The organism is Bradyrhizobium sp. 195 (assembly GCF_023101665.1).
Classification (GTDB): Bacteria; Pseudomonadota; Alphaproteobacteria; order Rhizobiales; family Xanthobacteraceae; genus Bradyrhizobium.
The window spans coordinates 4,810,375-4,835,029 of sequence record NZ_CP082161.1 but is presented as its reverse complement, the minus strand read 5'-3'; the positions used below and the strand labels follow the sequence as shown (position 1 = coordinate 4,835,029).

The following is a 24,655-nucleotide window of genomic DNA, read 5'->3' as shown; positions in this document are numbered from 1 at the left end:
GGCATTGCTCAACGTGAGCCCTCGACGGCCTCGGCGAGGCGCGTGGCCGCCTGCTCGGGCTTGATCGTCTTGTTCTTCACGTACTCCGTGATGACGTCGATCATCGCGGCGGTGATACCGTTTTCCTGCGCCATATTGTGCGCGAGGCTCAGGACTGCCTGATTGCTGGCGATAGCCTCCTTCAAAGCCGCGCCGGTCCGGCGTTGACCATCCGACCAGCCTTCACCGGACAGATCGACATCGGTACGCACGGGGATTGATCCCGTGATCTGCGAGTACATGGTCTGGATCGCCGGATCCATGACGAGCTGGGCCATCAGCGTTTGGCCGGCTTGCAAATCCGCCTCCTTGCGCTGCCAGAAGATGAAGGCATCGGCATTCAACAGGAAGACAGGCTTGCCGTTGTCGCTGGGGCCCGGCGCAATCACGAAGTCCTCGAACTTGAAACCGGCGTTGCGCAAGACGCCTTGCGCCCAGCCGCCCATGATCATCATGCCCATGTCGCCGTCGACGAAGCGCTTCAAATTGGTCGAGAAGTGCTGGGCGCCGACATTGGGATCCATCCAGTCGGCGATCTTGCGCACTTGCGCGAACGCAGCGTTGATCTCGGGACCCTCGAGAGCCTTCTTCTCGAGGTTCATGATGGCGGCGCGGTAAGCGAGCGGACTGATGCCCGCCAAGGCGGCCTCGAACTTTTGCCCGTCGTCCGGGCGGGTCCCGCCGTTGGCGATGGGATAGGCGACACCGCCCGCCTTCATCTTTTCAGCGAGGTCGTTGAACTCCGCCCACGTGACGGGAATCTTGTCGGCCTTGGCCTTGTCCATCGCGCGCTTGGAGAGAAACAGCATGTTGGTGCTGTAGATCTGCAACGGCAGTGCAATCCACTTGCCGCCCGGCTTGTGCAATTTCGCAAGGTCTGGAGCGACGACCTTTTCGTAACCGGCGGCAGCGACAAGGGCATCGAGGTCGACGGTCGGGGCAATCTTCGACCAGGCCGCAATCTCGGGGCCCTTGAGTTGCGAACAGGCCGGCGGATCGCCGGCCATGATCTGCGCCCGCAGCTTGTTCATCATCTCGGTTGTGAACCCGGGCACGGGCGAATGCTGCCAGACGCCGCCTTTCTCCTCGAATTTCTTGCCGAGCGCGGTGATCGCCGCGCCATCGCTGCCCGCGGACCATTGCGAGATCACGGTCAGGCGCGGCTTGGCCGCGCCTTGCGCGCGGGCAAATGCCGGCAGTGCGAGCGTGGCAACGGATCCAGCGAGCAGACGACGCCTTGTTGTTGTGATCGGCATGGCAGTTCCTCCCGGTGTGAAATCTCGGCGCGTATGGGCCGTGCAGGCTCAGCGCATGTCAGGCCGCCTCCGTCGATGCGGCGGGCATGCCGCCGCGGCTGGCGAGACAAAAGGCGGCGAAGGCAAGTGCGGCCTGCGGATCGTTGCCCGTCGACGGCGGCACGAAGGCGAGGGACACCTGCGCCAATTTGCGGCCGCCCAGCAGGCACGCGTCAATTCCGTCGACCACGGCGTTGCGATCGTCGTCGGCGAGAAGCGACGGCCAGCCGCTGATCGCGACGCCACCGCACGGCTTCACGTTCAGCGTGTTGCCGATCGCAAGGCCGAGCCGGAACAAGCGCCGGCGCAGCTCCTGGCGCACGCGCGAGGCGAGCGGGATCGTGTTCACCCATTCGCTGCCGAGCTGGAGCAATTCGGCTTCGGCAACGCCGAGAAGCTCGGCAAGGGCGGGAAGCGACGTGTACGCCTCGACGCAGCCATGGTGGCCGCAGCGACAACGTGGCCCGTCGGGACCGAACACCATGTGGCCGAGCTCGACCGGCTGAAGGTTGTCGGCCTCGGTTGGATCGTCCATCCAGGCGCCGGCAACGCCCTGGCTGACGAAGACGAACAGATGGGTGTCGCTGAACGGATAATTGTCCGTGCGACAGCGGTGAAAGGTGGCGTGCGCGACGACTGAATTGGTGAACTCGAGCGGCACGTCGGCGAACATCTCGCCGAACATGTCGCTGATGCGACCGACATCGCAGGGGATGATCGGATTGGCCGATATGCTGAGACGGCCGAGGCCGGGAATGGAGACGCCGATCTGGGACAGGGTAACCCGGCGGCGCCGCGTCCAGTCGCGCAGCAATGTCATGGCTTCGCGAAACGCCCGGCCGACGGTCTCGACGGTTGGCGTCTTCGGTAGCTGCACACGCTCGGTGTAGTGCAGTTCGCCTGACAGGCCGCCGACGCCGACGCTGAGGTGCTGAGCGGTCAGCTCGAAGGCTGCGAGGGCGACCGAGCCATCGAGCAACACGAGGCCGGTCGGGCCGCCGACGTAAGGGGCAGGGCGCCGCACTTCCTCGATCAGGCCTTCGGCCTTCAGGTCGAACAGGATGCGCGACAGGCTCGCCTCGGACAGGCGCACGGCCTTGGCCAGAGGCGGACGAAACGAGCCGCCCGACTGAAGCAGATGAGTCAAAATGGCAGCGCGCGTCTGCCGCCGACTTCTCGGCTGCTCCGGCATTTCCATCCCTGTGGTCATTCTTACTTAGTGTAAGAATGCGCGCGGAGGGTTTCGACTGTCAAGCGTTCGGCGGCGCGATGCCTGGATTTGTTGTTGTGCGCGGCAGCAAGCGTGGAGCGGCACAATCGGTCTCGTAGGGTGGGCAAAGCGAAGCGTGCCCACGACTTCGTACCGGTCGCGGACAGGCGGTGGGCACGCTTCGCTTTGCCCACCCTACAAGCGCATGCACAAACAAAAACGGCGCCATCTTGCGATGGCGCCGTTTCGTTGGACACTTTCGTCCGAAGTTACTTGCGATCCTTGATCGCGACGTAGTCGCGACGGGTGACGCCGGTGTAGAGCTGGCGCGGACGGCCGATCTTCTGCTGCGGATCCTCGATCATCTCGCTCCACTGGCTGATCCAGCCGACGGTGCGGGCGACCGCGAACAGCACGGTGAACATCGAGACCGGGAAGCCCATCGCCTTCAGCGTGATGCCCGAATAGAAGTCGACGTTCGGGTAGAGCTTGCGGTCGATGAAGTACTGGTCGCTGAGCGCGATCTTCTCCAGCTCCATCGCCACCTTCAGCATCGGATCGTCGCCATGGCCGGTCTCCTTGAGCACGGCGTGACACATCTTCTGCATGATCTTGGCGCGCGGATCGTAGTTCTTGTAGACGCGATGACCAAAGCCCATCAGGCGGACTTCAGAGTTCTTGTCCTTCACCTTGGCGATGAACTCGGGGATCTTGTCCACAGAGCCGATCTCGGCGAGCATCGCGAGCGCGGCCTCGTTGGCGCCGCCATGCGCCGGGCCCCACAGGCAGGCGATGCCGGCGGCGATGCAGGCGAACGGATTGGCGCCGGAGGAGCCGGCGATACGCACCGTCGAGGTCGAGGCGTTCTGCTCGTGGTCGGCGTGCAGGATGAAGATCTTGTCCAGCGCGTCAGCAAGCACCGGGTTGATCTTGTACTCCTCGCACGGCACGGCGAAGCACATGTTGAGGAAGTTCTCGGCGAAGGTGAGCGAGTTCTTCGGATACACGAAGGGTTGGCCGACCGTGTACTTGTAGGCCATCGCCGCCAGCGTCGGGATCTTGGCGATCATGCGCATGGAAGCGATCATGCGCTGCTTCGGATCGTTGATGTCGGTGCTGTCGTGATAGAACGCGGCGAGCGCGCCGACCGAGGCGACCATAACGGCCATCGGATGGGCGTCGCGGCGGAAGCCCTGGAAGAAGCGGGCCATCTGCTCGTGCACCATCGTGTGACGGGTCACACGGTCGTCGAAATCCTTCTTCTGCGCGGCGGTCGGCAGGTTCCCGTAGAGCAGGAGATAGCAGGTCTCCAGGAAGTCACCGTTCTCGGCGAGCTGCTCGATCGGGTAGCCGCGGTATTCCAGCACGCCCGCGTCGCCGTCGATATAGGTGATCTTGGACTGGCAGCTCGCGGTGGAGGTGAAGCCGGGATCATAGGTGAACAGGCCGGACTGGCCGTAGAGCTTGCCGATATCGATGACATCAGGCCCGACGCTGCCGCTATGGATCGGGAGATCGTAGTTCTTGTTTCCGACCGTCAGTGTAGCGGTCTTATTGCTCGGTTTTGCGTCCATCGTTGGTCCCCGATGAAATGTGAAACGGGCCGGAGCCGGAGGCCCCTTTGCGAGATGATGGGGCAGGCCGGATGTTCCAGAAGGTACGGGGGAGATGGGTATATTATTGCTGTGTGCGCTGCAAGATCACCCCACGCATGGTCGACTTACGTCGTAGACTGGTCCTTGAGCCGGGCGAGGCTCTCCTGGCGTCCCAGAACGTCCAAAACCTCAAATATACCAGGCGACGTCGTCCGTCCGGTCAGCGCCGCCCGCAAGGGCTGGGCGACCGCGCCGAGCTTGAGACTATTTTCCTCGGCAAAAGCGCGCAGGGCGGCTTCCGTGCTGGCCCCGCTCCACGTCTCGACTTTCTCCAGCGCGGAATGAAGCTGGCCGATCAGCTTGCTGTTCTCTTGTGTCAGCAGCGCCTGCGCCTTGGGATCGAGCTCCAAGGGACGGTCGGCGAAGATGAAATAGGCGCTGTCGATCAGCTCAATCAGCGTCTTGGCGCGCTCCTTCAGCGCCGGCATGGCCTTGAGAAGTTGCGCGCGCGTGGTGTCGCTCAACTTGGCCTTAAGCTCGTCGCGGCTGGGCACGAGATGGTCGAGCACGTCCTCGAACATCTTCACGAGTGATTGATCGTCGGCGTGGCGGATGTAGTGGCCGTTGAGATTTTCCAGCTTGGCAAAATCGAAGCGGGCAGCGGCGCGGCCGACGCTGGCAAGGTCGAACGCCGCGATCATCTCCTCGGTCGAGAAAATCTCCTGATCGCCATGGCTCCAGCCGAGCCGGACGAGGTAATTGCGGAGCGCGGCCGGCAAATATCCCATGGCGCGGTAGGCATCGACACCGAGCGCGCCATGCCGCTTGGACAGCTTTGAGCCGTCCGGGCCGTGGATCAGGGGAATGTGGGACATGCTCGGCAGAGCCCAACCCATCGCATCGTAGATCTGCTTCTGGCGCGCCGCGTTGATCAGATGGTCGTCGCCGCGGATCACATGGGTGACGCCCATGTCGTGGTCATCGACCACCACCGCGAGCATGTAGGTGGGGTTGCCATCGCCGCGCAGCAGGACGAGGTCGTCGAGGTTCTCGTTCTGCCAGACCACGCGGCCCTGGACCTGATCCTCGATCACGGTCTCGCCGGTCTGCGGTGCGCGCAGGCGGATGGTCGGCTTGACGTCGCTCGGCGCCGTCGTGGGATCGCGGTCGCGCCACATGCCGTCATAGAGGCGGGTTCGCCCTTCCGCACGCGCTTTCTCGCGCATGGCGGCAAGCTCCTCGGCGGTCGCGTAGCAGCGATAGGCCTTGCCGTCGGCGAGCAGCTGCTCGGCGACCTCGCGGTGGCGCGCGGCGCGGCTGAACTGGTAGATGACCTCGCCGTCCCAGCCGAGCTCCAGCCATTTCAGGCCGTCGAGGATGGCGCCGATCGCGGCCTCCGTGGAACGCTCCCGATCGGTGTCCTCGATCCGCAGCAGCATCTTGCCGCCATGCTTCTTCGCATAGAGCCAGTTGAACAGCGCCGTGCGGGCGCCCCCGATATGGAGGAAGCCGGTCGGAGAGGGGGCAAAGCGGGTGACGACGGAATCGGTCATTCTTGGCAGGGCCTATGCATTGGAGGCGGTGGTGTATAGCAGGAACGGGACATAAACAAAGCCCGTCGGCGGACCTGCCAGGCGTTGCTTAAGCTCTTGGCTCAGCCTTCCGAATTTGGCAGAAGGACCGCTGATTTCCCTGCAGGATTTTCGTAATGACAGAACCGGTGGCGACAGAGGTTGGGCGCGATTTCATTCGTGACATCATCCAGGCCGACCTCGATCAGGGCAGGTACCGGGAGATCGTGACCCGGTTCCCGCCGGAGCCGAACGGTTACCTGCATATCGGCCACGCCAAGTCGATCGCACTCAATTTCGGCATCGCCCAGGAGTTTCCGGGCCGCTGCCACTTGCGCTTCGACGACACCAATCCGGTCAAGGAAGAGCAGGAATATATCGATTCCATCCAGGCCGACGTGCGCTGGCTCGGCTTCGACTGGGGCAAAAATCTGTTCTTCGCCTCAGACTATTTCGAGCGCCTGTACGAATGGGCGGAGCAGCTGATCCGCGACGGGCTCGCCTATGTCGACGACCAGACCCAGGAGGAAATCCGCACCTCGCGCGGCACGCTGACCGAGCCGGGCAAGAACTCGCCGTTCCGCGACCGCAGTGTGGACGAAAACGTCGACCTGTTCCGGCGCATGAAGGCCGGTGAATTCCCGAACGGCGCGCGCGTCCTGCGGGCCAAGATCGACATGGCCGCCGGCAACATCAATCTGCGCGATCCCGTGCTCTATCGGATCCTGCACGCGCACCATCCGCGCACCGGCACCAAGTGGCACATCTATCCGAGCTACGATTATGCGCACGGCCAGTCGGACGCGATCGAGGGCATCACGCACTCGATCTGCACGCTGGAGTTCGAGGACCACCGGCCGCTCTACGACTGGTTCATCGAGAAACTGCCGGTGCCGTCACAGCCGCACCAGTATGAATTCGCGCGGCTGAACCTGACCTACACGCTGCTGTCCAAGCGCGTGCTGACCCAGCTCGTCCGCGACGGCCATGTCGCGGGCTGGGATGATCCGCGGATGCCGACCATGGCGGGCATGCGTCGCCGCGGCGTGCCTCCGGCAGCCTTGCGCGAGTTCGTCAAGCGCATTGGGGTTGCGAAAGCCAACAGCGTGGTCGATGTCGGCATGCTGGAGTTCTGCATCCGCGAGGAGCTGAACCGCACGTCGCAGCGGCGCATGGGCGTGCTGCGGCCGCTCAAGGTGGTGATCGAGAACTATCCGGAAGGGCAGACCGAGGAACTCGAGGCGATCAACCACCCGGATGATCCCAGCGCGGGCACGCGGAAAATCACGTTTGGCCGCGAGCTCTATATCGAGCAGGACGACTTCATGGAGACCCCGCCGAAAAAGTTCTTCCGCCTGTCGCCGGGCAACGAGGTGCGGCTGCGCTACGCTTACTTTGTCAAGTGCACCGGCGTGATCAAGAACGATAAGGGCGAGGTGGTGGAGCTGCGCTGCACCTATGACCCCGCGACCAAGGGCGGCAACGCGCCCGACGGCCGCAAGGTCAAGGCGACCATGCACTGGCTGCCGGCGGCGACGTCAAAGCCTGCGGAGATCCGCATCTACAACCAGCTGTTCGCCAATCCGAGCCCGGACGCCTCGAACTTTGCGGCCGATCTCAATCCGAATTCGCTGGAGATCCTGTCCGACGCGCGGATCGAGGCGTCGGTGGCCGAGAGCAATTCGACCGAGCCGATGCAATTCGAGCGCCAGGGCTATTTCGTGCGCGACAAGGACTCGACGCCCGGCAAGCCGGTGTTTTCGCGCACCATCGGCCTGCGCGACACCTTCGCGAAGGAAGTCGCGAAGGGCTGACAGGGGAAGGCATAATGAGCAACGAAGCCGACGCCATCGTTTCCGTCATCATCGCGAAATGGTGCGCCGGCTTCGCGACGCTCGACGCGGCCGCGCTGTCGCAACTGTATTCGAAGAACGCGTTCTTCTTCGGCTCCAACCCGAAGCTTTATCGGGGCAGGGATGGTGTCGCCGATTATTTCAATGGTCTGCCGCGGTGGCGCAAGCCGACCGCTGTGTTCTCCGATGTGAACGCGGCGCAGGCCGGCCCTGATCTGATCAATATGGCCGCGACCATCTCATTCGATCTCGCCGGCGAGCGGGACGATCTCATCGTCAAGATGAGCTGGGTCATTATCCGCGAGGATGGCGACTGGAAGATCGTCAATCACCACGCCTCGTCACAGGCGCCGCTGATTTAGCGCTTGCGCTGCAAGCGGTTTCGTCATTCTGGGATGGCCCGAAGGGCCAGGCCTGGAATCCACAACCCCGCCTCGTGGTTATGGATTCTCAGCGCCGTAGGGTGAGCAAGGCGCAAAGCGCCGTGCCCACGGTCTTTCGGTGACGAGAAAATTGGTGGGCACGCTTCGCCTTGCCTACCCTACGGCACCTGACGAAACAGCCTCGCACGGCATCGTCATTCACGAGAGAGAACGAACTTCCTCTCCGCGCGTTGGCGTGGGTCCAACAAGGAACCCACCATGCAGAACATCGCAGAGCATATGGAAGTCATCGGCGCCGACGGCGTCCATGTCGGCACGGTCGACAAGGTCGAAGGCAATCGCATCAAGCTGACCAAGAAGGACAGCGGCGAGGGCAGCCACAAGGGCCATCATCATTTTATCGACAAGGGCCTGGTTGCCGACGTCGAAGGCAACAAGGTCCGCCTCTCGGCCAAGGCCTCGGTGGCCGTGACCATGGAAGAGGAAAAGTAGGGCGCCTCCGAGCCCGTTCCTGATCCGTACCCTATTCGGCCAACTGCACGTTCCGGTAGCCTCTGGACCCATCGCGTCGCGTAAGGTGCAGGGGTATGGCGGAGCCGGGGCGGCCAGTGCGCTCCCAAGGTATAGCCGGGACGTGGCCCGTTGGCCGCGCTGCGCCCGCCGGCGGCTTTGTTCCGGCGGGCCTTGGCGTCTGGCCCGCAATCGTCGAGACCTTGCGCGGGTGGGCCCGCGCCGAAGCCGGCCCCGGGCGCCTGCTGCCGTGGGTGCCTGTCGCCTTCGGCGGCGGCATCGCGCTCTATTTCGCCGCCGATCATGAGCCGGTGCTGTGGGTCGTCGCGGCGACGGCTGTCGCGCTCCTGTTCGGCGCGGTCCTGTTGCGGCGGAGCCGCCTGTTCGCGCCCGCGATCATGATCGCGGCGGTCGCGGCGGGGTTTGCCGTGGCGACCTGGAAGACCGCGCGCATCGCCCACCCCGTGCTGGCAAAACCGCTCTATTCGGTGGCGCTGTCAGGCTTCGTCGAGACGCGCGACATCCGCGAGCGCACCGATCGCTTCGTGCTGCGGGTCACCGCCATGGAAGCGCAGCGCAGCGACGTCAAGCTGGAACGCGTCCGCCTCTCCGTGCGCAAGGGCACGGCGCCCGAGGTCGGCAGCTTCGTGCAGCTCAAGGCGCGGCTGATGCCGCCGCTCTCGCCGGTGCGCCCCGGCAGCTACGATTTTTCGCGCGATATGTTCTTTCAGGGTATCGGCGCCTCCGGCTTCGTGATGGGCGCGATCACGGCTTCAATCCCGCCCGATGCCGGCGGCCTGCGGCTGCGCTATGCCGCCTTCATGCAGGGCCTGCGCGATGCGATCGACGCCCGCATCCGCTCAACCCTCGAGGGCGACAATCGTGCGATCGCGACAGCGCTGCTCACCGGGCGGCGCGATGCGATTTCCACGCCCGTCAACGACGCCATGTTCGTCTCGGGACTCGGACACGTTCTCTCGATCTCCGGCTATCACATGGCGGTTGTCGCGGGCGTGGTCTTCTTCGCGGTGCGCGCGTTGCTGGCGTTGGTCCAGGGCCTGGCGGTCAGCTTCCCCATCAAGAAATGGTCGGCCGGCGCCGCGCTGGTTGCGGCCGCATTCTATCTGCTGCTGTCGGGCGCGGAGGTCGCGACGCAACGTTCGTTCTTCATGACGGCGGTGGTGCTGATCGCGGTGATGGTCGATCGCCGCGCCATCACCTTTCGCACGCTGGCCGTGGCGGCGCTGATCGTGCTCGCGGTCGCGCCGGAGGCGCTGGTGCATCCGAGCTTTCAGATGTCGTTCGCGGCAACGCTTGGGCTGGTGGCGCTGGTGCAGATCGGCATGCCGAACCTGTTTGCCTCGCCTGATCATTCGGCGACAGCGCGCGTTGCGCTGTGGGGCGGCCGCGAGATCGCGATGCTGTTCCTGGCCTCGCTGATCGCGGGGCTTGCGACCACGCCCTATGCCGCCTTCCACTTCCACCGCGTTACGCCTTACGGCGTGCTTGCCAATCTCGGCGCGATGCCGGTGGTCTCCGCGCTGGTGATGCCGGCGGGCCTGTTGGGACTGCTCGCGGCGCCCTTCGGGCTCGATGGCGTGTTCTGGTGGCTGATGGGGATCGGCATCGACTGGATGGTCGCGGTCTCGCGCTGGGTGGCGGCCTTGCCGGGCGCGGTCGGCCGCATCCCCGCATTTGGTATCGCGCCGCTGATTGCGGCAAGCCTTGGGATCATCGTGATGGGGCTGTTGCGCACGCCCCTGCGCTGGTGCGGTGCCATGGTGCTGCTGGCCTCCATCGCCTGGGGCCTGTCGGTGCGCCAGCCCGATATCCTGATTGCCGGGGACGGCGCGAGCGTTGCGGTGCGCGGCGGGGACGGGCGGTTGCACCTGATCAGGACGGGCAAGGATAGTTTCTTGCTGAGGGAGTGGCTAGCGGCCGACGCCGATCCGCGCGATGCCGGCACTAGCGCGTTGGCCGAGCGCGTGTCGTGCGACGAGTCCGGATGCGTGACGCCGCTCGCCGACGGGCGGCTGGTCGCGCTGGCTTCGCGCATCGACGCGTTGGCGGACGATTGCAGCCGGGCCACGCTGGTGGTGACGTCACGGCCCGCGCCGCCCGATTGCGCGGCGATGGTGGTGGATCGGCAGCGGCTCGTTCGCCAGGGTGCGCTGGCTCTGACACAGCGTGGCGATGGTTTTTCGGTTCAGGCGGTGAGGGCGAGAGGCACGAACCGCCCGTGGTTACCGGCCGGTGCCGGCGAAGGTGATTTCGACGGCAGCCTTGCGCCGAAGGCGGCGCCCCGCAACCGGGACGCAACGCCATCAGAGACCGACCCGCAGGCCGACGATTGACGCGATTGATTTACAGATACCAGGCCAGCACGGCTTCCAGCCTTGCGTTGCCGATGACCGGCAGGGCCACCATCCGGCTCAACCCGGCTGCGCAGGCCTCGGAGCCGGCGATCGAGCCGTCATCGGTGAGATCGTCGTTGAGCACTGGCATGCCGGCGGCCCAGGCGCCGCCGATGCTGCCTTCGCCCCAGGCAATGGATTGCGTCGCATAGCGTGCGGCAAGGTCGGTGTGCGCGCTGCAATCGCCGGCACGCAGGACCAGCGCCGAACGGGCCTCGTTCGGGACCCAGATCTCGACGCGTCGCGCGATCGGCGTTGCCTGCGCGGAGAGGAATGTCAGAACCCAGGTTTGGTCGGTGCCGGTCCGGTAGGGCACGCCGACCCCCAAATTGATCCCGATCTTGGCCGCGTCCTCCCAGCGCAGGAAGCTCCTGGCGTCGTGCAGGTCCTTGATAATCAGTGGCAGACCCGCCTTCCAGGTGCGTCCGGGCAGGCCGAAGCCGCGAGGAAACGTGGTGTGGCGGGAGTTGAATTCGAACATGTCCGCCGTGCCGTAATAGCCGTCGACAAGCGCCATCTCGTGGGAGCGATCAGGATCGTTGTGCCAGAGTTCGATCGCGCCGACATGCGCCTCGTCGTCGCCGCAGAACAGCACCATCACGGCTTGCAGAAATTCGCCTGCAAACACCGGCACGGCCACGCCGCAGGTGAGGCCGGCCGCGAGCGCCTGATCGGTGCGCTTGAAATAGGAGTTGGCGAATGTCGTGAGGATGACGGGATGGCCAGAGGCCCAGGCCTTGCCTGGAAGCCCCTCGTCATATCCGAAATGCAGCTCTGCGCTGGCGGTCTTGAATGCGGACAGGCCTTCGTCGTAGAGGCCGCCGCCGAATTCCAGCCGCATGCGCGTCCGGTCAGGTATCCAGAGTTCAACGACGCGAATGAAGGTCTTCATCGAGCTGTCCGCCGCCTCAAACCACGACAGCATCGGACATTTGGCTGCGGAGCGGACGTTCAAAATTCAGGCAGGACGGGTTAAACTTCGTGCGGCGACGATGTGCGGCGGCGGGTCTCGCCGATCGATTTTCGTGAAACACAAACCCGCCGGGCTCGCCGGCCTCGGCCGGCGATGGCATTTCAATCCTGGCCCGACCTATTGTCGGTCGAGTGGCGTCAGCCGATCGGCAGGCGCGTGACCGTCGGCCGGCCGTCGGCGATGATCTGCGGCTTGTGCTCGCGCTCGCTGACGGGCTGGGTCACCGGCAGTTGCAGCACGGTTGCGCGCTGGCCTTCGACGAGTTGCGTCACCAGCACGTATTTGCCATCCGGGAATTCGATCGCGTCGTGATGGCGATCGGGAATGTGCGGATCGATCTTGCCGAACTTGCCGACGCGCGAATTGACGGTGCGCGTCCAGATCCAGCGATTGTCGTAACGGACGTTGTCGGCGAAGGCGAGCTCCGTCCCCGGCAGCAGGCAGACGGCCACGGTCGGATCGGCCGCAGAAGCAAAACCACGCGTCGAGGTGCCGCGGAACGTTGTCGACACGATCGTCTCGCCGACTTCGGCGGGGCGCGATGCAACGGCATGCAGGCTGTAGTCACACATCGGGTGCTCCTCATGCGAAGATAGCAACCCGCGCCTCCCTCGGAGGCGCAAGCCTCTATCAGAGTGGAAGCAGACAACGCTCTGCTTGGTTGTAGGCAAATCTGCGGCTGGCACGCGGGATGCGATCAAATTATCTTTTCGAATCCGCGAGGAACAAAGCTCACATCAATGCATTCGGCAAAGACGAGCGTTAGCGGCCCGCGCGCGCCGATGTATCATTGTCTGCTCGAGGCCTCGAGACCGAAAAGTGACGAGTGCTTGGCGGCGACACGCCGGGGCGTCGCGCTGGAAGGGGCCGGACAATCTGCGCAAGACCAGAAGACTGCCCAGCAGGAGCGGATCAGATCCGCTCCAATCGGAATCATTGGTATCGAATGACCGCCGAGGGGTCTCAGTACTTCCGGTAAAGCCCGATCAGCTTGCCCTGAATTTTCACGCGGTTCGGCGGCAGGATGCGCACCTCATAAGCGGCATTGGCGGGTTCGAGTGCGATCGAGGCGCCGCGGCGGCGGAAGCGCTTGAGCGTGGCCTCCTCGTCGTCGATCAGCGCCACCACGATGTCACCGGTATCGGCGCTCTCGTTGCGCTGGATCAGCGCCATGTCGCCGTCGAGGATACCGGCCTCGACCATGGAATCGCCGCGCACTTCGAGGGCGTAGTGCTCGCCGGAGCCGAGCATGTCAGGCGGCACGCTGATGGTGTGGCTGCGGGTCTGCAACGCCTCGATCGGCGTGCCGGCCGCGATGCGGCCCATCACGGGCACTGCAACGGGCCGCTCGCCCTCGTCCACGGCCGGGCTGGAGCTCGCGCGGACCTTGCCGAGATTGCCCTCGATGACGCTCGGCGTGAAGCCGCGTCGGTTGCCGGCGGCAGCTTGAAGCTCCGGCAGCTTGATCACTTCGATGGCGCGGGCGCGGTTGGGCAGGCGGCGGATGAAGCCGCGCTCCTCGAGCGCGGTGATCAGGCGGTGAATGCCTGACTTCGAGCGCAGGTCGAGCGCATCCTTCATCTCGTCGAAGGAGGGCGGCACGCCGCTTTCCTTCAAGCGTTCGCTGATGAACCGCAGAAGCTCGTATTGTTTGCGCGTTAACATCTCGACCAAAGTCCCCCGGTTGATGTCGTTCGATTCCGAGACGATGAATTCAGCGATAAGCCGCTGCATGCTCGAAACAAATCATGAACGGACACTATATGTTCGATACATGTTCCGCAACTGCTTAATTTACCGTGAACAGAGGCAAACTCGCGGAATGCGTGTGGCCGCGCAGTTCAGACGGGGAGCCGCAGCACCTCGCAAGGGCTGCCGGCCTCGGCCTTCGGGGCGAACGGTGGGCGGACGAGAAGTACCTGTGCTGCAGCGAGATTCGCAAGCAGAGAGGAGTCCTGATGACTGACGGGAACGGCGACGAGCGTGCCGTCGTCGCGCAGCTCCAGCCGCGCGCGCAGATAATCCTCGCGCTGGTCGTTGGCGCCGAGATCGCGGCCCAGCACGGCGCGCTCGCGACGATGATGGATCACTGAACGGCCCGACAGCGCGCGAATCAGCGGCACCATGAACAGGAAGGCGCAGACGTAGGAGGACACGGGATTGCCGGGCAGGCCGATCACACCCATCGCGCCGAGCCGTCCGTGCATCATCGGCTTGCCGGGCCGAATCGCGATCTTCCAGAACGCCATCGAGATGCCTTCGTCCAGGAGCGCCTGCTGGACCAGATCGTGGTCGCCGACCGACGCGCCGCCGGTCGTGATCAGGATGTCGGTACCGCTCTCGCGGGCGCGACGGATGCCGGCGGAGGTGGCTGCAAGCGTATCGGCGGCAACGCCGAGGTCGATGGTCTCGGCGCCCTCGCTGCGGGCTAGAGCGTGCAGGGCGTAGCCATTGGAATAGACGATCTGGCCGTGCCCGGGCGTTGAGCCCGGCATCACCAGTTCGTCGCCGGTGGCGAGGATCGCGACCTTCGGACGGCGGCAGACGGCGAGATGCGGGTGATTCATTCCGGCTGCGAGCGCGAGGTCGCGCTCTGTCAGACGGGTTCCTTTGCGCAAGAGCACGTCGCCCTCGCGGAAGTCGACGCCTGCCGGGCGGATGTGCCGTCCGGCGATCGCGGCTTCCTTGATCGTGACGCTATCGCCGTCCGCGACGGTGTCCTCCTGGATCACGACCGCGTCCGCACCGTCGGGAATGACGCCGCCCGTGAAGATCCGTACGGCTTCGCCGGCACCGACCGTTCCTGCGAAAGGACGGCCCGCCGCGACCTCGCCGATGACCGTCAGCCGGGAATCGATCGTTGCCGCATCGGCGGCGCGCACGGCATAGCCGTCCATCGCCGACATCGCTTGCGGCGGCTGCGTGCGCCGCGCCGCGACGTCGCGCGCGAGCACGCGATGGTAGGCCTCGTCGAGGGAGGCCTTCTGTTCGGGCAGTGGCTCTGCACCCGCCAGCACCGCGGCAAGCGCGTCCGAAACCGGCATCAGGGCCACGGGCTAAACTCCTGCTGAGCACATTGGTAAATGGCCGGCGAGAGTTCTATCCGAGTGCGGGCGCGAGGCAAAGCAGCACGCAGGGTGATTTATCCTGCGTGGCCTCAGCAGTGGAGGAGGCGGCTCAATTCCGTCGCGGCATGATCCGGAAGGCGAGACAGACCGGGATGAGGATGGCCATGGCGAGCACGAGAAGGACGAATGCCACGGCCAGCATCGGTCAACTCCCGCTCGGTCGGCCCGAGCCGTCGTTCAGTGCGACGTCGGGAGCTTTGGGACCTTGATCCTTGTCGGGCAGAGGGTCGGCCTGAGACTTCAGGTCGGCGGCCTTGCTGATCAGCTTGGCGGAAAGGTCAGAATCCGAGGTGGTTCTTGCGAATTCAAGCAGGAGAGAGGCTTGCTTGGTGAGATAGGTTTTGCCCAGCACGTCGATAAGTCCGATGTAGAAGTCCCAACCGACTCATGAGTCCGAAGGGTGGCATTCCGTTCCCGGAACTCTGTACAAAAATGCACAAAGGGTTTGGGTTCCTCATGTTCCGCAGATTTGGTCCCGGGAACCGGGGCGTGCGGTGGGCTCGCGCTGGGACCGTTTAGCCTCAGATTCCTAGGGCCTTCAAGGCGTTCCCGACATCGCGCGGCGACGTGACATGCACGGCGGTCAGGCCGCGCGCCTGCGCTCCCTCGATGTTCTCGGCGAGATCGTCGAAGAACACGATGCGCTCCGCTGGCACGCCGATCGCCGCGACGACATGGTCGAAAGCCTCCGCATCCGGTTTGCGCAGGCCGATGCTGGAAGACAAATACAGTCCGCGGAAATGGCCGAGCAGATCGGCATATTCCTTCGAGAAATAGTCGACGTGCGGCCGGTTGGTGTTGGAGAAGGCGTAGAGCGGCATCTGCTTCGCCGCGCGCGGCAACAACTCGGCGATATCCGGCATTTCGCCGGCGAAGATCGCGTTCCAGCCCTCCAGGAACTGGGCGTCCGAAATGCCGATTCCGAGCGAAGCACGTAGCGAGGCGAAATAATCCTCGTCGCTGATCTTGCCGACCTCGTGCAGCCGGTAGGCCTCGTCACGCACATAGCGCGCGACAATGGATTCGGGCTGGCAGCCGGCATGCCCCGCCCAGCAGGCGATCGCCTTGGAGAAGTCGATGTCGAGCACCACGCGCCCGAGATCGAACAAAAGCGCATCGGCGCTGCCGGGAGAGAGCGATGTCACCTGCGTCCTTTCACTTCGATATCGGCAAGAGTTCGGCAAGAGTCGGCAAGTCACTATCGACAAGTCAGTATCGATAAGGCTCGTGGTCGAACAGCGGGAACGCGCTGAACACGCTCGGCGCGTTGGTGGCGGTCGCCGGATGCAGGCAGGATTTGTCGACTTCGGCAAACGAAGTGGCGCCCAAGAGGCCGAGGCAGCGCAGCACTTCGTCCTCCATGAGCTCCAGCATCCGTGTGATGCCGGCTTCGCCGGCCGCCGCCAGTGCCCAACATTGCATCCGGCCGATGCCGACGAGGTCTGCGCCTGCCGCGATCGCCTTGACGATATCGGTGCCGCGACAGATGCCGCCGTCTACCATGATCTTGGCGCGACCCTTCACGGCCTCGACGATTTCGGGCAGCACATGCATGGCGCCGCGGCCATGGTCGAGCTGGCGTCCGCCATGGTTGGAGACGTAGATCCATTCGACGCCGTGATCGACCGCGATCAGGGCGTCCTCCGCGGTGGCGATGCCCTTCAGGATCAGCGGGATCTTGAACTTGTCCTTGACCATCTTCACGGTCCGCCACTCCAGGCCCTTCTGGAAATCGCCGCCGGTGGCGCGCAGGCGGCTCTCGCGAACGTAGCGCTTGGCGATGTCACGTTCGCGACGGCTGTAATGGGCGGTGTCGACGGTCAGACAGAAGGCGGCATAGGCGTTCTTCTCGGCACGGCTGACGACATCGGCAACGAAGGCGTCGTCGCCGCGGACATAGAGCTGATAGAGCCGCAGCGCATCGGGGGCCATCTCGGCGGTCTTCTCCAGGCCGGGCTCGGACACCGAACTCAGCATGTGCGCGGCACCGAAGGTGCCGGCGCCGCGCGCAACGCTGGCCGCGCCATCCGGATCGAAGATCTCGAGCGCGCCGACGGGGGCGAGCACCACCGGCAGGCGCATCTTGCGGCCGAACTGCTGAACCGAGCCGTCCACCTTGCGGACGTCGCGCAGCACGCGCGGGCGAAAGGCGATCTCGTCCAGCGCCATGCGGTTGCGGCGCATCGTGGTTTCGGTCTCGGCGGCGCCGACAATGTAGTCCCAGGCGTTCTGGTTGAGGTTGGCCCGCGCTTTCCGGATGAATTCGTGCAGGTTCTGGAACGGCTCGTTGCTGGCGCCGAGTTCGACGTTCCGTTCCGGCCGGATGCGGGGTGCTTCGTTCATTGTTATCCTCCCGAGAATTTGAAGCCTTATGTCATCGCCTAACCCGTCCAGCCCTCCAAAACTATCCTAAAATCGCATAGCTGCGAGGCGTAGACCGGCCCACCGATTCCCCTTGCGGGCGGACCAGTCCTGCAACGTTGCCAAAAGTTTAGGCCCGAACGAAGCGATTTCTGCGGAGGTACCCGCCCGCGTGGCGTCCCGGCCTTGAAGAAACCAGAATGGTATTGTGAGAAACGGACTGGATCGCCAATTGCATGGCGCCCCAAAGCCCCAAGCGAAAAGGTCAGACTACATGCGGAAATCCCTGCTGTTCCCTCTGGGCGCGCTCACCGGAGCGTCTCTGACCTTTCTGGTAGCCAGCCCCCACGGCGGCGTATGGGCGGCGCGGGCGGCAGCGGGTGCGAATGATGCCTATTCCCAGCTCAACCTGTTCGGCGAAGTGTTCGAGCGCGTGAAGGCGAGCTATGTCGAGAAGCCGGACAATGCCAAGCTGGTCGAGGGCGCGATCACGGGCATGGTGACCTCGCTCGATCCGCATTCGCGCTACATGAATGCGAAGGCCTGGACCGAGATGCAGGAGACCACCTCCGGCGAGTTCGGCGGCCTCGGCATCGAGGTCACGATGGAAGACGGCCTCGTCAAGGTCGTCTCGCCGATAGACGATACGCCCGCCTCGAAGGCCGGCATCATGTCCGGCGACCTCATCAGCAAGATCGACGGCGAGGCCGTGCAGGGCATGACGCTCGAGCAGGCCGTTAACAAGATGAAGGGCCCGGTCGATACCCAGACCAAGCTCACCATCGTGCGCAAGGGCGCCGACGCCCCGCTCGATGTCGCGATCAAGCGCGAGATCATTCATGTGCGCCCGGTTCGCTTCCATGTCGAGAACGGCGACATCGGCTATATCCGCATCACCTCGTTCAACGAGCAGACCACCGATGGCCTGAAGAAGGCGATCGCCTCGATCACCAGGGACGTCTCGCAGGACAAGCTCGTCGGCTACGTGGTGGACCTGCGCAACAATCCGGGCGGTCTGCTCGACCAGGCCGTGTCGGTGTCGAGTGCGTTCCTGCAACGTGGCGAGGTCGTTTCGACCCGTGGCCGCAGTCCCGAAGAGACCCAGCGCTTCACTGCGCATGGCGGCGACCTCACCAAGGGCAAGCCGCTGGTGATCCTGGTCAATGGCGGCTCGGCCTCCGCCTCGGAGATCGTGGCCGGCGCGCTGCATGACCACAAGCGTGCCACGATCATCGGCACGCGCTCGTTCGGCAAGGGCTCGGTGCAGACGATCATTCCGCTCGGCGCCGGCAACGGTGCGCTGGCGCTGACCACGGCGCGTTATTACACGCCGTCGGGCCGCTCGATTCAGGCCCAGGGCGTTGCCCCCGACATCGAGATCCTGCAGGACGTGCCGCCCGAGCTGAAGGGCCGGATGGACACCATGGCGGAGTCGCAGATGCGCGGGCATCTGTCGGCCGGCGAGGGTGGCGAGCAGACCGGATCGCAGTCCTACGTTCCTCCGAAGGAGGAGGACGACAAGGCCCTGCATGCGGCTTACGATTTCCTGCACGGCGTCACGGCGAATGCGGTTGCGGCGAAGCGCGCGCCGAAGGCTGCGGTGCCGAACTAAGCTCTACGACTTCGAGACATCGAGATCGCCCGGGAGTGCATCACCGCTCCCGGGCGATTTCGTTTGGGGACTGTCACGGTAATCCGCAGCCCGGATGGAGCGCAGCGCAATCCGGGCTACAGCGCTACGTTCCGGTCTAACCCGCCTCGCGGCGCCGGCTGCCGCTGCCTTCGCGCTGGGCGAGCCGGCTGCGATGCAGCGCGAACAGCTCGAGCACTTTGTCGGCGGGCTTGGCGGCGCTGAAGAGATAGCCCTGCATCTCGGAACAGCCGAGCGCGCGGAGCAGGCGCTGCTGCTCCTCGGTCTCGACGCCCTCGGCCGTGGTGGTCATGCGGCGCGCGGCCGCCAGATTGACGACGGCCTGGACGATGCTGGCTGAGCCGTCGGGACCGGCGATGTCGTTGACGAAACAGCGGTCAATCTTGATCTTGTCGAACGGGAAGCGGTGCAGATAGCTCAGCGACGAGTAGCCGGTGCCGAAATCGTCGAGCGCGATGCGCACGCCGATGGCCCGGAGCTGGTGGAGGATCGTAAGCGCAGTGTCGTCGTCGCGGATCAGCACCGCCTCGGTGATCTCGAGCTCCAGCCGGCTCGCCGGCAGGTTCGAAGCAGCGAGCGCCGCCATGATCTTCAGCGCCAGAGTGCCGCTCTTGAACTGCACCGGCGAGACGTTGACGGCGAGGCGGATGTCGTCGGGCCAGCTTGCCGCGTCCCGGCAGGCGGTCGCCAGCACCCATTCGCCGATCTCGTTGATCAGGCCGGTATCTTCGGCGATCGGGATGAACTCCGCCGGCGAGACCATGCCGCGCTCGGGATGGCGCCAGCGCACCAGTGCCTCGCAGCCGGTGATGCGATCATCCTTCAGGCCGAGGCAGGGCTGATAATAGACCTCGAGGCCGCCTTCGAGACCCCCTTGGACGATGGCGTGGCGCAGGTCGCTCTCGAGCTGCCGGCGTTCGCGAGCCTTGGCGTCCATCTCCGGCTCGAAGAAGCGATAGGTGCGACGTCCGGCGGATTTGGCGGCGTACATCGCCATGTCCGCGTTCTTGAGGATCTGGTCGAGCGCAGTGCCATGTTCGGGTGCGAGCGCGATGCCGATGCTGGCATCGGTATTGAGATGATGGCCCAGACAGTCGAACGGCGCGCGGATGGCCTCGAAGACCCGCGCGACGAGTTCGTTGACCTGGTCCAGCGACGTCACCGGGCTCTGTACGATGGCGAATTCGTCGCCGCCGAGCCGCGCCACGAAATCCGCCGGGCCCGCACAGCGACGCAGGCTTGCGGCAACCGATTTCAACAGCTCGTCCCCGACGAGATGGCCGAGCGCGTCGTTGACGCCCTTGAACTCGTCGATGTCGATGTAGTGCACCGCGATCTCTTCGCCGTTGCCGACAGCGGCGAGCTCTTCGCGCAGATGCTCGTGAAACATGGTGCGGTTGGGCAGATCGGTCAGCGCGTCGTAATGGGCAAGGTGAGTAATGTGCTCCTCGATACGACGTCGCTCGGTGATGTCCTCATGGGTAGCCACCCAGCCGCCGTCCGCGAGCGGTTCGTTGAGGACGAGGATCGAGCGGCCGTCGGAAGTATCGACGACCATCGAGTTGCGCGCATGTACGTCCTTCAGCACGCGCGCGACATAATCGTCGACGTCGCCCGTGAAGGAGCCGGTCACCTTGCGATGCGCGATGATATCGTGGAAGCTCGAGCCGGGCTTCACGGTTTCGGCCGAAAGTCCGTACATCTCGATGTAGCGCTGGTTGCAGACCACCAGCCGACGGTCGGCGTCGAACAGCAAAAGGCCTTGCGTCATGTTGTTGACGGCGCGGTCGAGCCGCTGCTTTTCCAGCGTCAATCGTTCCCGCGAGAGTCGGTGCTGTGTCAGCAGCTTGCGCACGACCGCGATCAGGACGCCTGCGATGGCGAGCGCGGAAGAGGCGGCGACCGAGATCAGGATGCCGATCTGCTCTCGCCAGTCCGCTAGTGCAGCCGCGCGCGTCGTGGTGGCCATCATCAGGATCGGGTAGTGGGGCAGGGCGCGCGAGGAGATCAGCCGGTCGTCGCCGTCGATCGGGCTTACAAAGCGGCCGGCGAAGTGATCGAGACCAAAAACCCTCTGCTGCGCAAATGAACCGTTCTTGAAATTCCGTCCCATCAATTCGCTGGAATGCGGATACCGGGCGAGCAGCGTACCGTCGCGATGCAGCATCGAGATTGTGGCGTCTTCGCCGAGCGCGACGGAGGCGAAGAATTTCTCAAAATTCGCGGGCTCGATCCCGCGTCCGACGACACCCAGGAATTCGCCGCTCGGTCCGACGATCTTCCGGGCCACCAGGATGGTCCATGCGCCGGAGACGCGGCTATGCAGCGGCTCGATCAGCACGTCAGGCGAATAGGGATCGTATTTGAAGGTGCGAAAATAGCCGCGATCGGCAACGTTCACTTTCGGAGCCGGCCAGGCCGTGGAGGAGTTGATCAGATCGCCGTCGGCGTCGATGATGTTGACGCCGCCGATGTAGGGCAGCGCCTCGATCTTCGAGCGCAACATCCGATGGACGTCCTGGCCCGAGAGGCGCTTGCGATAGTCCTCGGCACTGTTGATTGCTGTGCTGCGGACGTGGTCGACGAAATCCTTCTGGATGACCGCGAAATCCAGCAATTGCTGATCGAAATGGTGGGCGAGCAGCAAGACCGTGTTGTCAAGCTCGCGGCTGGAGTTACGCAGCGCCCGCTCGCGGAAATTCTGCGCCATCAGCACCGAGCCTATGGCAATTGCCGCGATCAGCAGCGTGCCGCCCATCACCAGCCAGCGGATCGGTCCGCCGCGCACGAAGGCCTGGTCAAAGAGGCGATTGCCGAATCTCGTCATCATGCTGGATCATTGCCGTGCACACGTCAGGGTCAATTCTTGGCCCGGTAAACATCCGTTGGTTTACGGGATCGGTGTGGAGGCGAAGTTAGGAAGCGCGGTTAATGCGATGTGAACGGCCGCGCACAAAAGCAATCGATGCGCAGGGCGCAAGACCGTGCAGGAATTGCCGCAAGCTCCCGCGATGCCGGTCAATTCCTGCCGGCCGTGCCGTGATCAACCAGGGCTTAACCATCTAACATGTTGGCGTTCCTCGAAAGCGCATTGGCACGTGATTTGCGAACACATCTGCCAGCGACACAGAGAGGGACGCGATCATGACGAACATTCTGAAGAGCTTCATCGCCGACGAGCGTGGTGCGACCGCGATCGAATACGGCCTGATCGCCGCCGGCATCGCGCTTGCGATCATCACCGTCGTGAACGGCCTGGGCTCCAGGCTCAACACGAAATTCACATCGATCAGCACGTCGCTGAAGTAACGTTCACGCGCGGTAGTGGCCGGACTTGCCGCCGAGCTTCTCGACCAGATGGATCCCGTCGATGCGCACGCCGCGCTCGACCGCCTTGATCATGTCGTAGATGGTGAGGCAGGCGACCGACACGGCCGTGAGGGCCTCCATCTCGACGCCGGTCGGGCCCGTCACCTTCACGCTGGCGCGAACGAGGCAGCCCGGCAATTTCACGTCGGGCTCGATGTCGAGCGTCACCTTCGACAGCGCGAGCGGATGGCAGAGCGGGATCAGTTCCGAAGTGCGCTTGGCGGCCATGATGCCGGCGATGCGGGCGGTGCCGAGCACGTCGCCTTTTTTGGCATTGCCGGATACGATCAGGTCGAGCGTCGCCCTGGTCATGACGACGCGGCCTTCGGCGACCGCGAGCCGCTCGGTCGCGGGCTTGTCCGACACGTCGACCATCCGCGCCTCACCGGAGGCGCCGATATGGGTGAGGGCGGGGCCGGCCTTGGTCGGTTTGGGCTTCGCGGGCGTGCGCGCCATGTCAGCGCGTGCCCGTGGCGCGTGCCGTCGTCTCGCGCGCGAGCAGGGTGCGCGTCGCCGCGGTGACGTCTGCCTGCCGCATCAGGCTCTCGCCGACCAGGAAGGTCGACATGCCGACGCGCTCGAGCCGGGCGAGATCGGCAGGCGTGAAGATGCCGCTCTCGCCGACCATCAGCCGCCCCTCGGGGATCAGCGGTGCCAAGGACTCGCTGGTGGCGAGCGTGGTTTCGAAGGTGCGGAGATTGCGGTTGTTGACCCCGATCATCGGCGAACGAAGTTTCAGCGCCCGGTCGAGCTCGGCGCGATCGTGGATTTCGATCAGCACGTCCATGCCGTAGGCAGTCGCGGCGTCTTCGAGATCCCGGGCGGCGGCATCGTCGAGCGCCGCCATGATGATCAGGATGCAGTCGGCGCCGTGCGCACGGGCCTCGACCACCTGATAGGTGTCGAACATGAAATCCTTGCGCAGCACCGGCAGCGACGTCGCCGCGCGCGCTGCCACCATGAAGTCGAGATGGCCCTGGAACGAGGGCGTGTCGGTCAGCACCGACAGACAGGCCGCGCCGCCGGCTTCATAGGCCTTGGCAAGCTGGGGCGGGTCGAAATCGGCGCGGATCAATCCCTTCGACGGCGAGGCTTTCTTCACCTCCGCGATCAGCGCGTAATCGCCATTGGCGTGCTTGGCCTTGATCGCGCGCACGAAGCCGCGCGGGGCGGGTTGCGCTTTGGCCTTTGCTTCCACCGCTGACAGCGGCCGCGCGCGCTTGGCCGCGGCGATCTCTTCGCGCTTGTAGGTTTCGATCTTGGTCAGGATGTCCGACATGTCAGGCTCAGCCGTTCGAGACCGCGATCAGGTGCTTCAGCTTCGCGTTTGCCGCGCCGCTGTCGATCGACTTCGTTCCGATTGCGACGCCGTCCTTGAGGTCCTTGGCGCGGCCGGCCACGACCAGAGCGGCGGCGGCGTTCATCAGGGCGACGTCGCGGTAGGGGCTCGGCTTGCCGTCGAGCACGCTTTGCAGTGCGACCGCATTGGCATCGGCGTCACCACCCTTGAGCGCGCCGGCCTCGCAGCGCGGCAGGCCGGCGTCCTCGGGCGTCACCTCGAAATTCCGGATCTCGCCATTGTGGAGCGCGGAGACGAAGGTCGGGCCGGTGAGGGTGATCTCGTCGAGGCCATCGGAGCCGTGCACCACCCAGGCGGATTCGGAGCCGAGGTTCTTGAGCACCTGCGCCAGCGGCTGCACCCATTGTCGCGAGAATACGCCGACCATCTGGCGCTTGACACCGGCCGGGTTGGACAGGGGGCCGAGCAGATTGAAGATCGTGCGTGTCGCAAGCTCGACCCGGGTCGGACCGACGTTCTTCATGGCGGGATGGTGGGCGGGGGCGAACATGAAGCCGATGCCGCATTCGCGCACGCAGTGTCCGACCTGCTCGGGCCTGAGGTCGATCTTGACGCCGAGCGAGGCGAGCACGTCGGCCGCGCCCGAGCGGGACGACAGCGCGCGGTTGCCGTGCTTGGCCACCGGCAGGCCGGCGCCCGAGACGATGAAGGAGGCGCAGGTCGAGACATTCACCGAGCCAGAGCCGTCGCCGCCGGTACCGACGATGTCCACGGCGCCAGGCGGCGCCGTCACGGTCAGCATCTTGGAACGCATCGCCGTAACCGCGCCGGTGATCTCGTCCACGGTCTCGCCGCGCACGCGCAGCGCCATCAACAAGCCACCCATCTGCGAGGGCGTGGCCTCGCCGGACATCATGGCGTCGAAGGCGGAGGCGGCTTCGTCACGCGACAGGCTGGCGCCGGTCGCCACTTTTCCAATGATCGATTTCAGGTCGTCCATCGC

At 64.7% G+C, this 24,655-nt stretch carries 21 protein-coding genes; 6 read left to right on the top strand and 15 right to left on the bottom strand.

What is annotated here, in order from left to right:
* Positions 1–8: 8 nt before the first annotated feature.
* The 4 genes from IVB26_RS22405 to gltX all read right to left on the bottom strand — a co-directional run bounded on the left by IVB26_RS22405 (position 9) and on the right by gltX (position 5,692).
* Positions 9–1,295, bottom strand: a complete 1,287-nt coding sequence (locus IVB26_RS22405) for an ABC transporter substrate-binding protein (RefSeq protein WP_247967450.1) — start codon at positions 1,293–1,295, stop codon at positions 9–11.
* A gap of 58 nt (positions 1,296–1,353) precedes the next feature.
* A complete protein-coding gene (locus IVB26_RS22400; RefSeq protein WP_247973247.1) occupies positions 1,354–2,532 on the bottom strand; it encodes an ROK family transcriptional regulator in 1,179 nt (392 codons plus the stop codon).
* 281 nt (positions 2,533–2,813) lie between these two features.
* The gene (gene gltA, locus IVB26_RS22395) at positions 2,814–4,118 is read right to left on the bottom strand and encodes a citrate synthase (protein ID WP_247967449.1); all 1,305 of its coding nucleotides are present in this window, start codon (positions 4,116–4,118) and stop codon (positions 2,814–2,816) included.
* A gap of 146 nt (positions 4,119–4,264) precedes the next feature.
* The gene (gene gltX, locus IVB26_RS22390) at positions 4,265–5,692 is read right to left on the bottom strand and encodes a glutamate--tRNA ligase (RefSeq protein WP_247967448.1); all 1,428 of its coding nucleotides are present in this window, start codon (positions 5,690–5,692) and stop codon (positions 4,265–4,267) included.
* Positions 5,693–5,847: 155 nt separating this feature from the next.
* Between gltX and IVB26_RS22385 the strand changes: the two genes are divergently transcribed.
* The 4 genes from IVB26_RS22385 to IVB26_RS22370 all read left to right on the top strand — a co-directional run bounded on the left by IVB26_RS22385 (position 5,848) and on the right by IVB26_RS22370 (position 10,810).
* Complete coding sequence (locus IVB26_RS22385) at positions 5,848–7,524, top strand: glutamine--tRNA ligase/YqeY domain fusion protein (protein WP_247967447.1); 1,677 nt, start codon at positions 5,848–5,850, stop codon at positions 7,522–7,524.
* Between the two features lie 14 nt (positions 7,525–7,538).
* A complete protein-coding gene (locus tag IVB26_RS22380) occupies positions 7,539–7,925 on the top strand; it encodes a nuclear transport factor 2 family protein (RefSeq protein WP_247967446.1) in 387 nt (128 codons plus the stop codon).
* A 279-nt stretch (positions 7,926–8,204) separates the two neighbouring features.
* Positions 8,205–8,438: a DUF2171 domain-containing protein gene (locus tag IVB26_RS22375; protein ID WP_247967445.1), complete on the top strand. Its 234-nt coding sequence runs from the start codon at positions 8,205–8,207 to the stop codon at positions 8,436–8,438.
* Between the two features lie 95 nt (positions 8,439–8,533).
* Complete coding sequence (locus IVB26_RS22370) at positions 8,534–10,810, top strand: ComEC/Rec2 family competence protein (protein ID WP_247967444.1); 2,277 nt, start codon at positions 8,534–8,536, stop codon at positions 10,808–10,810.
* Positions 10,811–10,820: 10 nt separating this feature from the next.
* Here IVB26_RS22370 and IVB26_RS22365 read toward each other — a convergent pair whose 3' ends face one another.
* From IVB26_RS22365 to IVB26_RS22335, 7 genes are all read right to left on the bottom strand, one after another.
* The gene (locus IVB26_RS22365) at positions 10,821–11,762 is read right to left on the bottom strand and encodes a GAF domain-containing protein (RefSeq protein WP_247967443.1); all 942 of its coding nucleotides are present in this window, start codon (positions 11,760–11,762) and stop codon (positions 10,821–10,823) included.
* A 218-nt stretch (positions 11,763–11,980) separates the two neighbouring features.
* Positions 11,981–12,415: a hypothetical protein gene (locus IVB26_RS22360; RefSeq protein ID WP_247967442.1), complete on the bottom strand. Its 435-nt coding sequence runs from the start codon at positions 12,413–12,415 to the stop codon at positions 11,981–11,983.
* 391 nt (positions 12,416–12,806) lie between these two features.
* The gene (gene lexA / locus IVB26_RS22355; RefSeq protein WP_247973246.1) at positions 12,807–13,508 is read right to left on the bottom strand and encodes a transcriptional repressor LexA; all 702 of its coding nucleotides are present in this window, start codon (positions 13,506–13,508) and stop codon (positions 12,807–12,809) included.
* A 176-nt stretch (positions 13,509–13,684) separates the two neighbouring features.
* On the bottom strand, positions 13,685–14,896 hold the full coding sequence (locus tag IVB26_RS22350) for a molybdopterin molybdotransferase MoeA (RefSeq protein ID WP_247967441.1): 1,212 nt from the start codon (positions 14,894–14,896) through the stop codon (positions 13,685–13,687).
* A gap of 220 nt (positions 14,897–15,116) precedes the next feature.
* On the bottom strand, positions 15,117–15,323 hold the full coding sequence (locus tag IVB26_RS22345; protein ID WP_247967440.1) for a hypothetical protein: 207 nt from the start codon (positions 15,321–15,323) through the stop codon (positions 15,117–15,119).
* A gap of 169 nt (positions 15,324–15,492) precedes the next feature.
* Positions 15,493–16,116: an HAD family hydrolase gene (locus tag IVB26_RS22340; protein WP_247967439.1), complete on the bottom strand. Its 624-nt coding sequence runs from the start codon at positions 16,114–16,116 to the stop codon at positions 15,493–15,495.
* 64 nt (positions 16,117–16,180) lie between these two features.
* Entirely contained in the window at positions 16,181–17,314 is a 1,134-nt protein-coding gene (locus tag IVB26_RS22335) for an alpha-hydroxy acid oxidase (RefSeq protein WP_247967438.1), read from the bottom strand.
* Positions 17,315–17,606: 292 nt separating this feature from the next.
* Here IVB26_RS22335 and IVB26_RS22330 point away from each other — a divergent pair, with 292 nt between their 5' ends.
* On the top strand, positions 17,607–18,944 hold the full coding sequence (locus IVB26_RS22330) for a S41 family peptidase (RefSeq protein ID WP_247967437.1): 1,338 nt from the start codon (positions 17,607–17,609) through the stop codon (positions 18,942–18,944).
* A 136-nt stretch (positions 18,945–19,080) separates the two neighbouring features.
* On the opposite strand, the gene IVB26_RS22325 is transcribed toward IVB26_RS22330, so the two are convergent.
* Complete coding sequence (locus IVB26_RS22325; RefSeq protein ID WP_247967436.1) at positions 19,081–21,813, bottom strand: bifunctional diguanylate cyclase/phosphodiesterase; 2,733 nt, start codon at positions 21,811–21,813, stop codon at positions 19,081–19,083.
* A gap of 314 nt (positions 21,814–22,127) precedes the next feature.
* Here IVB26_RS22325 and IVB26_RS22320 point away from each other — a divergent pair, with 314 nt between their 5' ends.
* Positions 22,128–22,292 (top strand): Flp family type IVb pilin, encoded by a 165-nt coding sequence (locus IVB26_RS22320; protein WP_246931295.1) that lies wholly within the window; start codon positions 22,128–22,130, stop codon positions 22,290–22,292.
* Positions 22,293–22,295: 3 nt separating this feature from the next.
* Here the strand turns inward: IVB26_RS22320 and moaC are convergent, their stop codons facing one another.
* From moaC to trpD, 3 genes are read right to left on the bottom strand one after another with little or no spacing between them, the layout of a single operon-like run.
* The gene (gene moaC, locus IVB26_RS22315; protein ID WP_247967435.1) at positions 22,296–22,808 is read right to left on the bottom strand and encodes a cyclic pyranopterin monophosphate synthase MoaC; all 513 of its coding nucleotides are present in this window, start codon (positions 22,806–22,808) and stop codon (positions 22,296–22,298) included.
* Position 22,809: 1 nt separating this feature from the next.
* Positions 22,810–23,631 (bottom strand): indole-3-glycerol phosphate synthase TrpC, encoded by an 822-nt coding sequence (trpC, locus tag IVB26_RS22310; protein ID WP_247967434.1) that lies wholly within the window; start codon positions 23,629–23,631, stop codon positions 22,810–22,812.
* Between the two features lie 7 nt (positions 23,632–23,638).
* Positions 23,639–24,652 carry an anthranilate phosphoribosyltransferase gene (gene trpD / locus IVB26_RS22305; RefSeq protein ID WP_247967433.1) on the bottom strand — a complete coding sequence of 338 codons (1,014 nt, stop codon included), beginning with the start codon at positions 24,650–24,652 and terminating at the stop codon, positions 23,639–23,641.
* Positions 24,653–24,655: the final 3 nt, after the last annotated feature.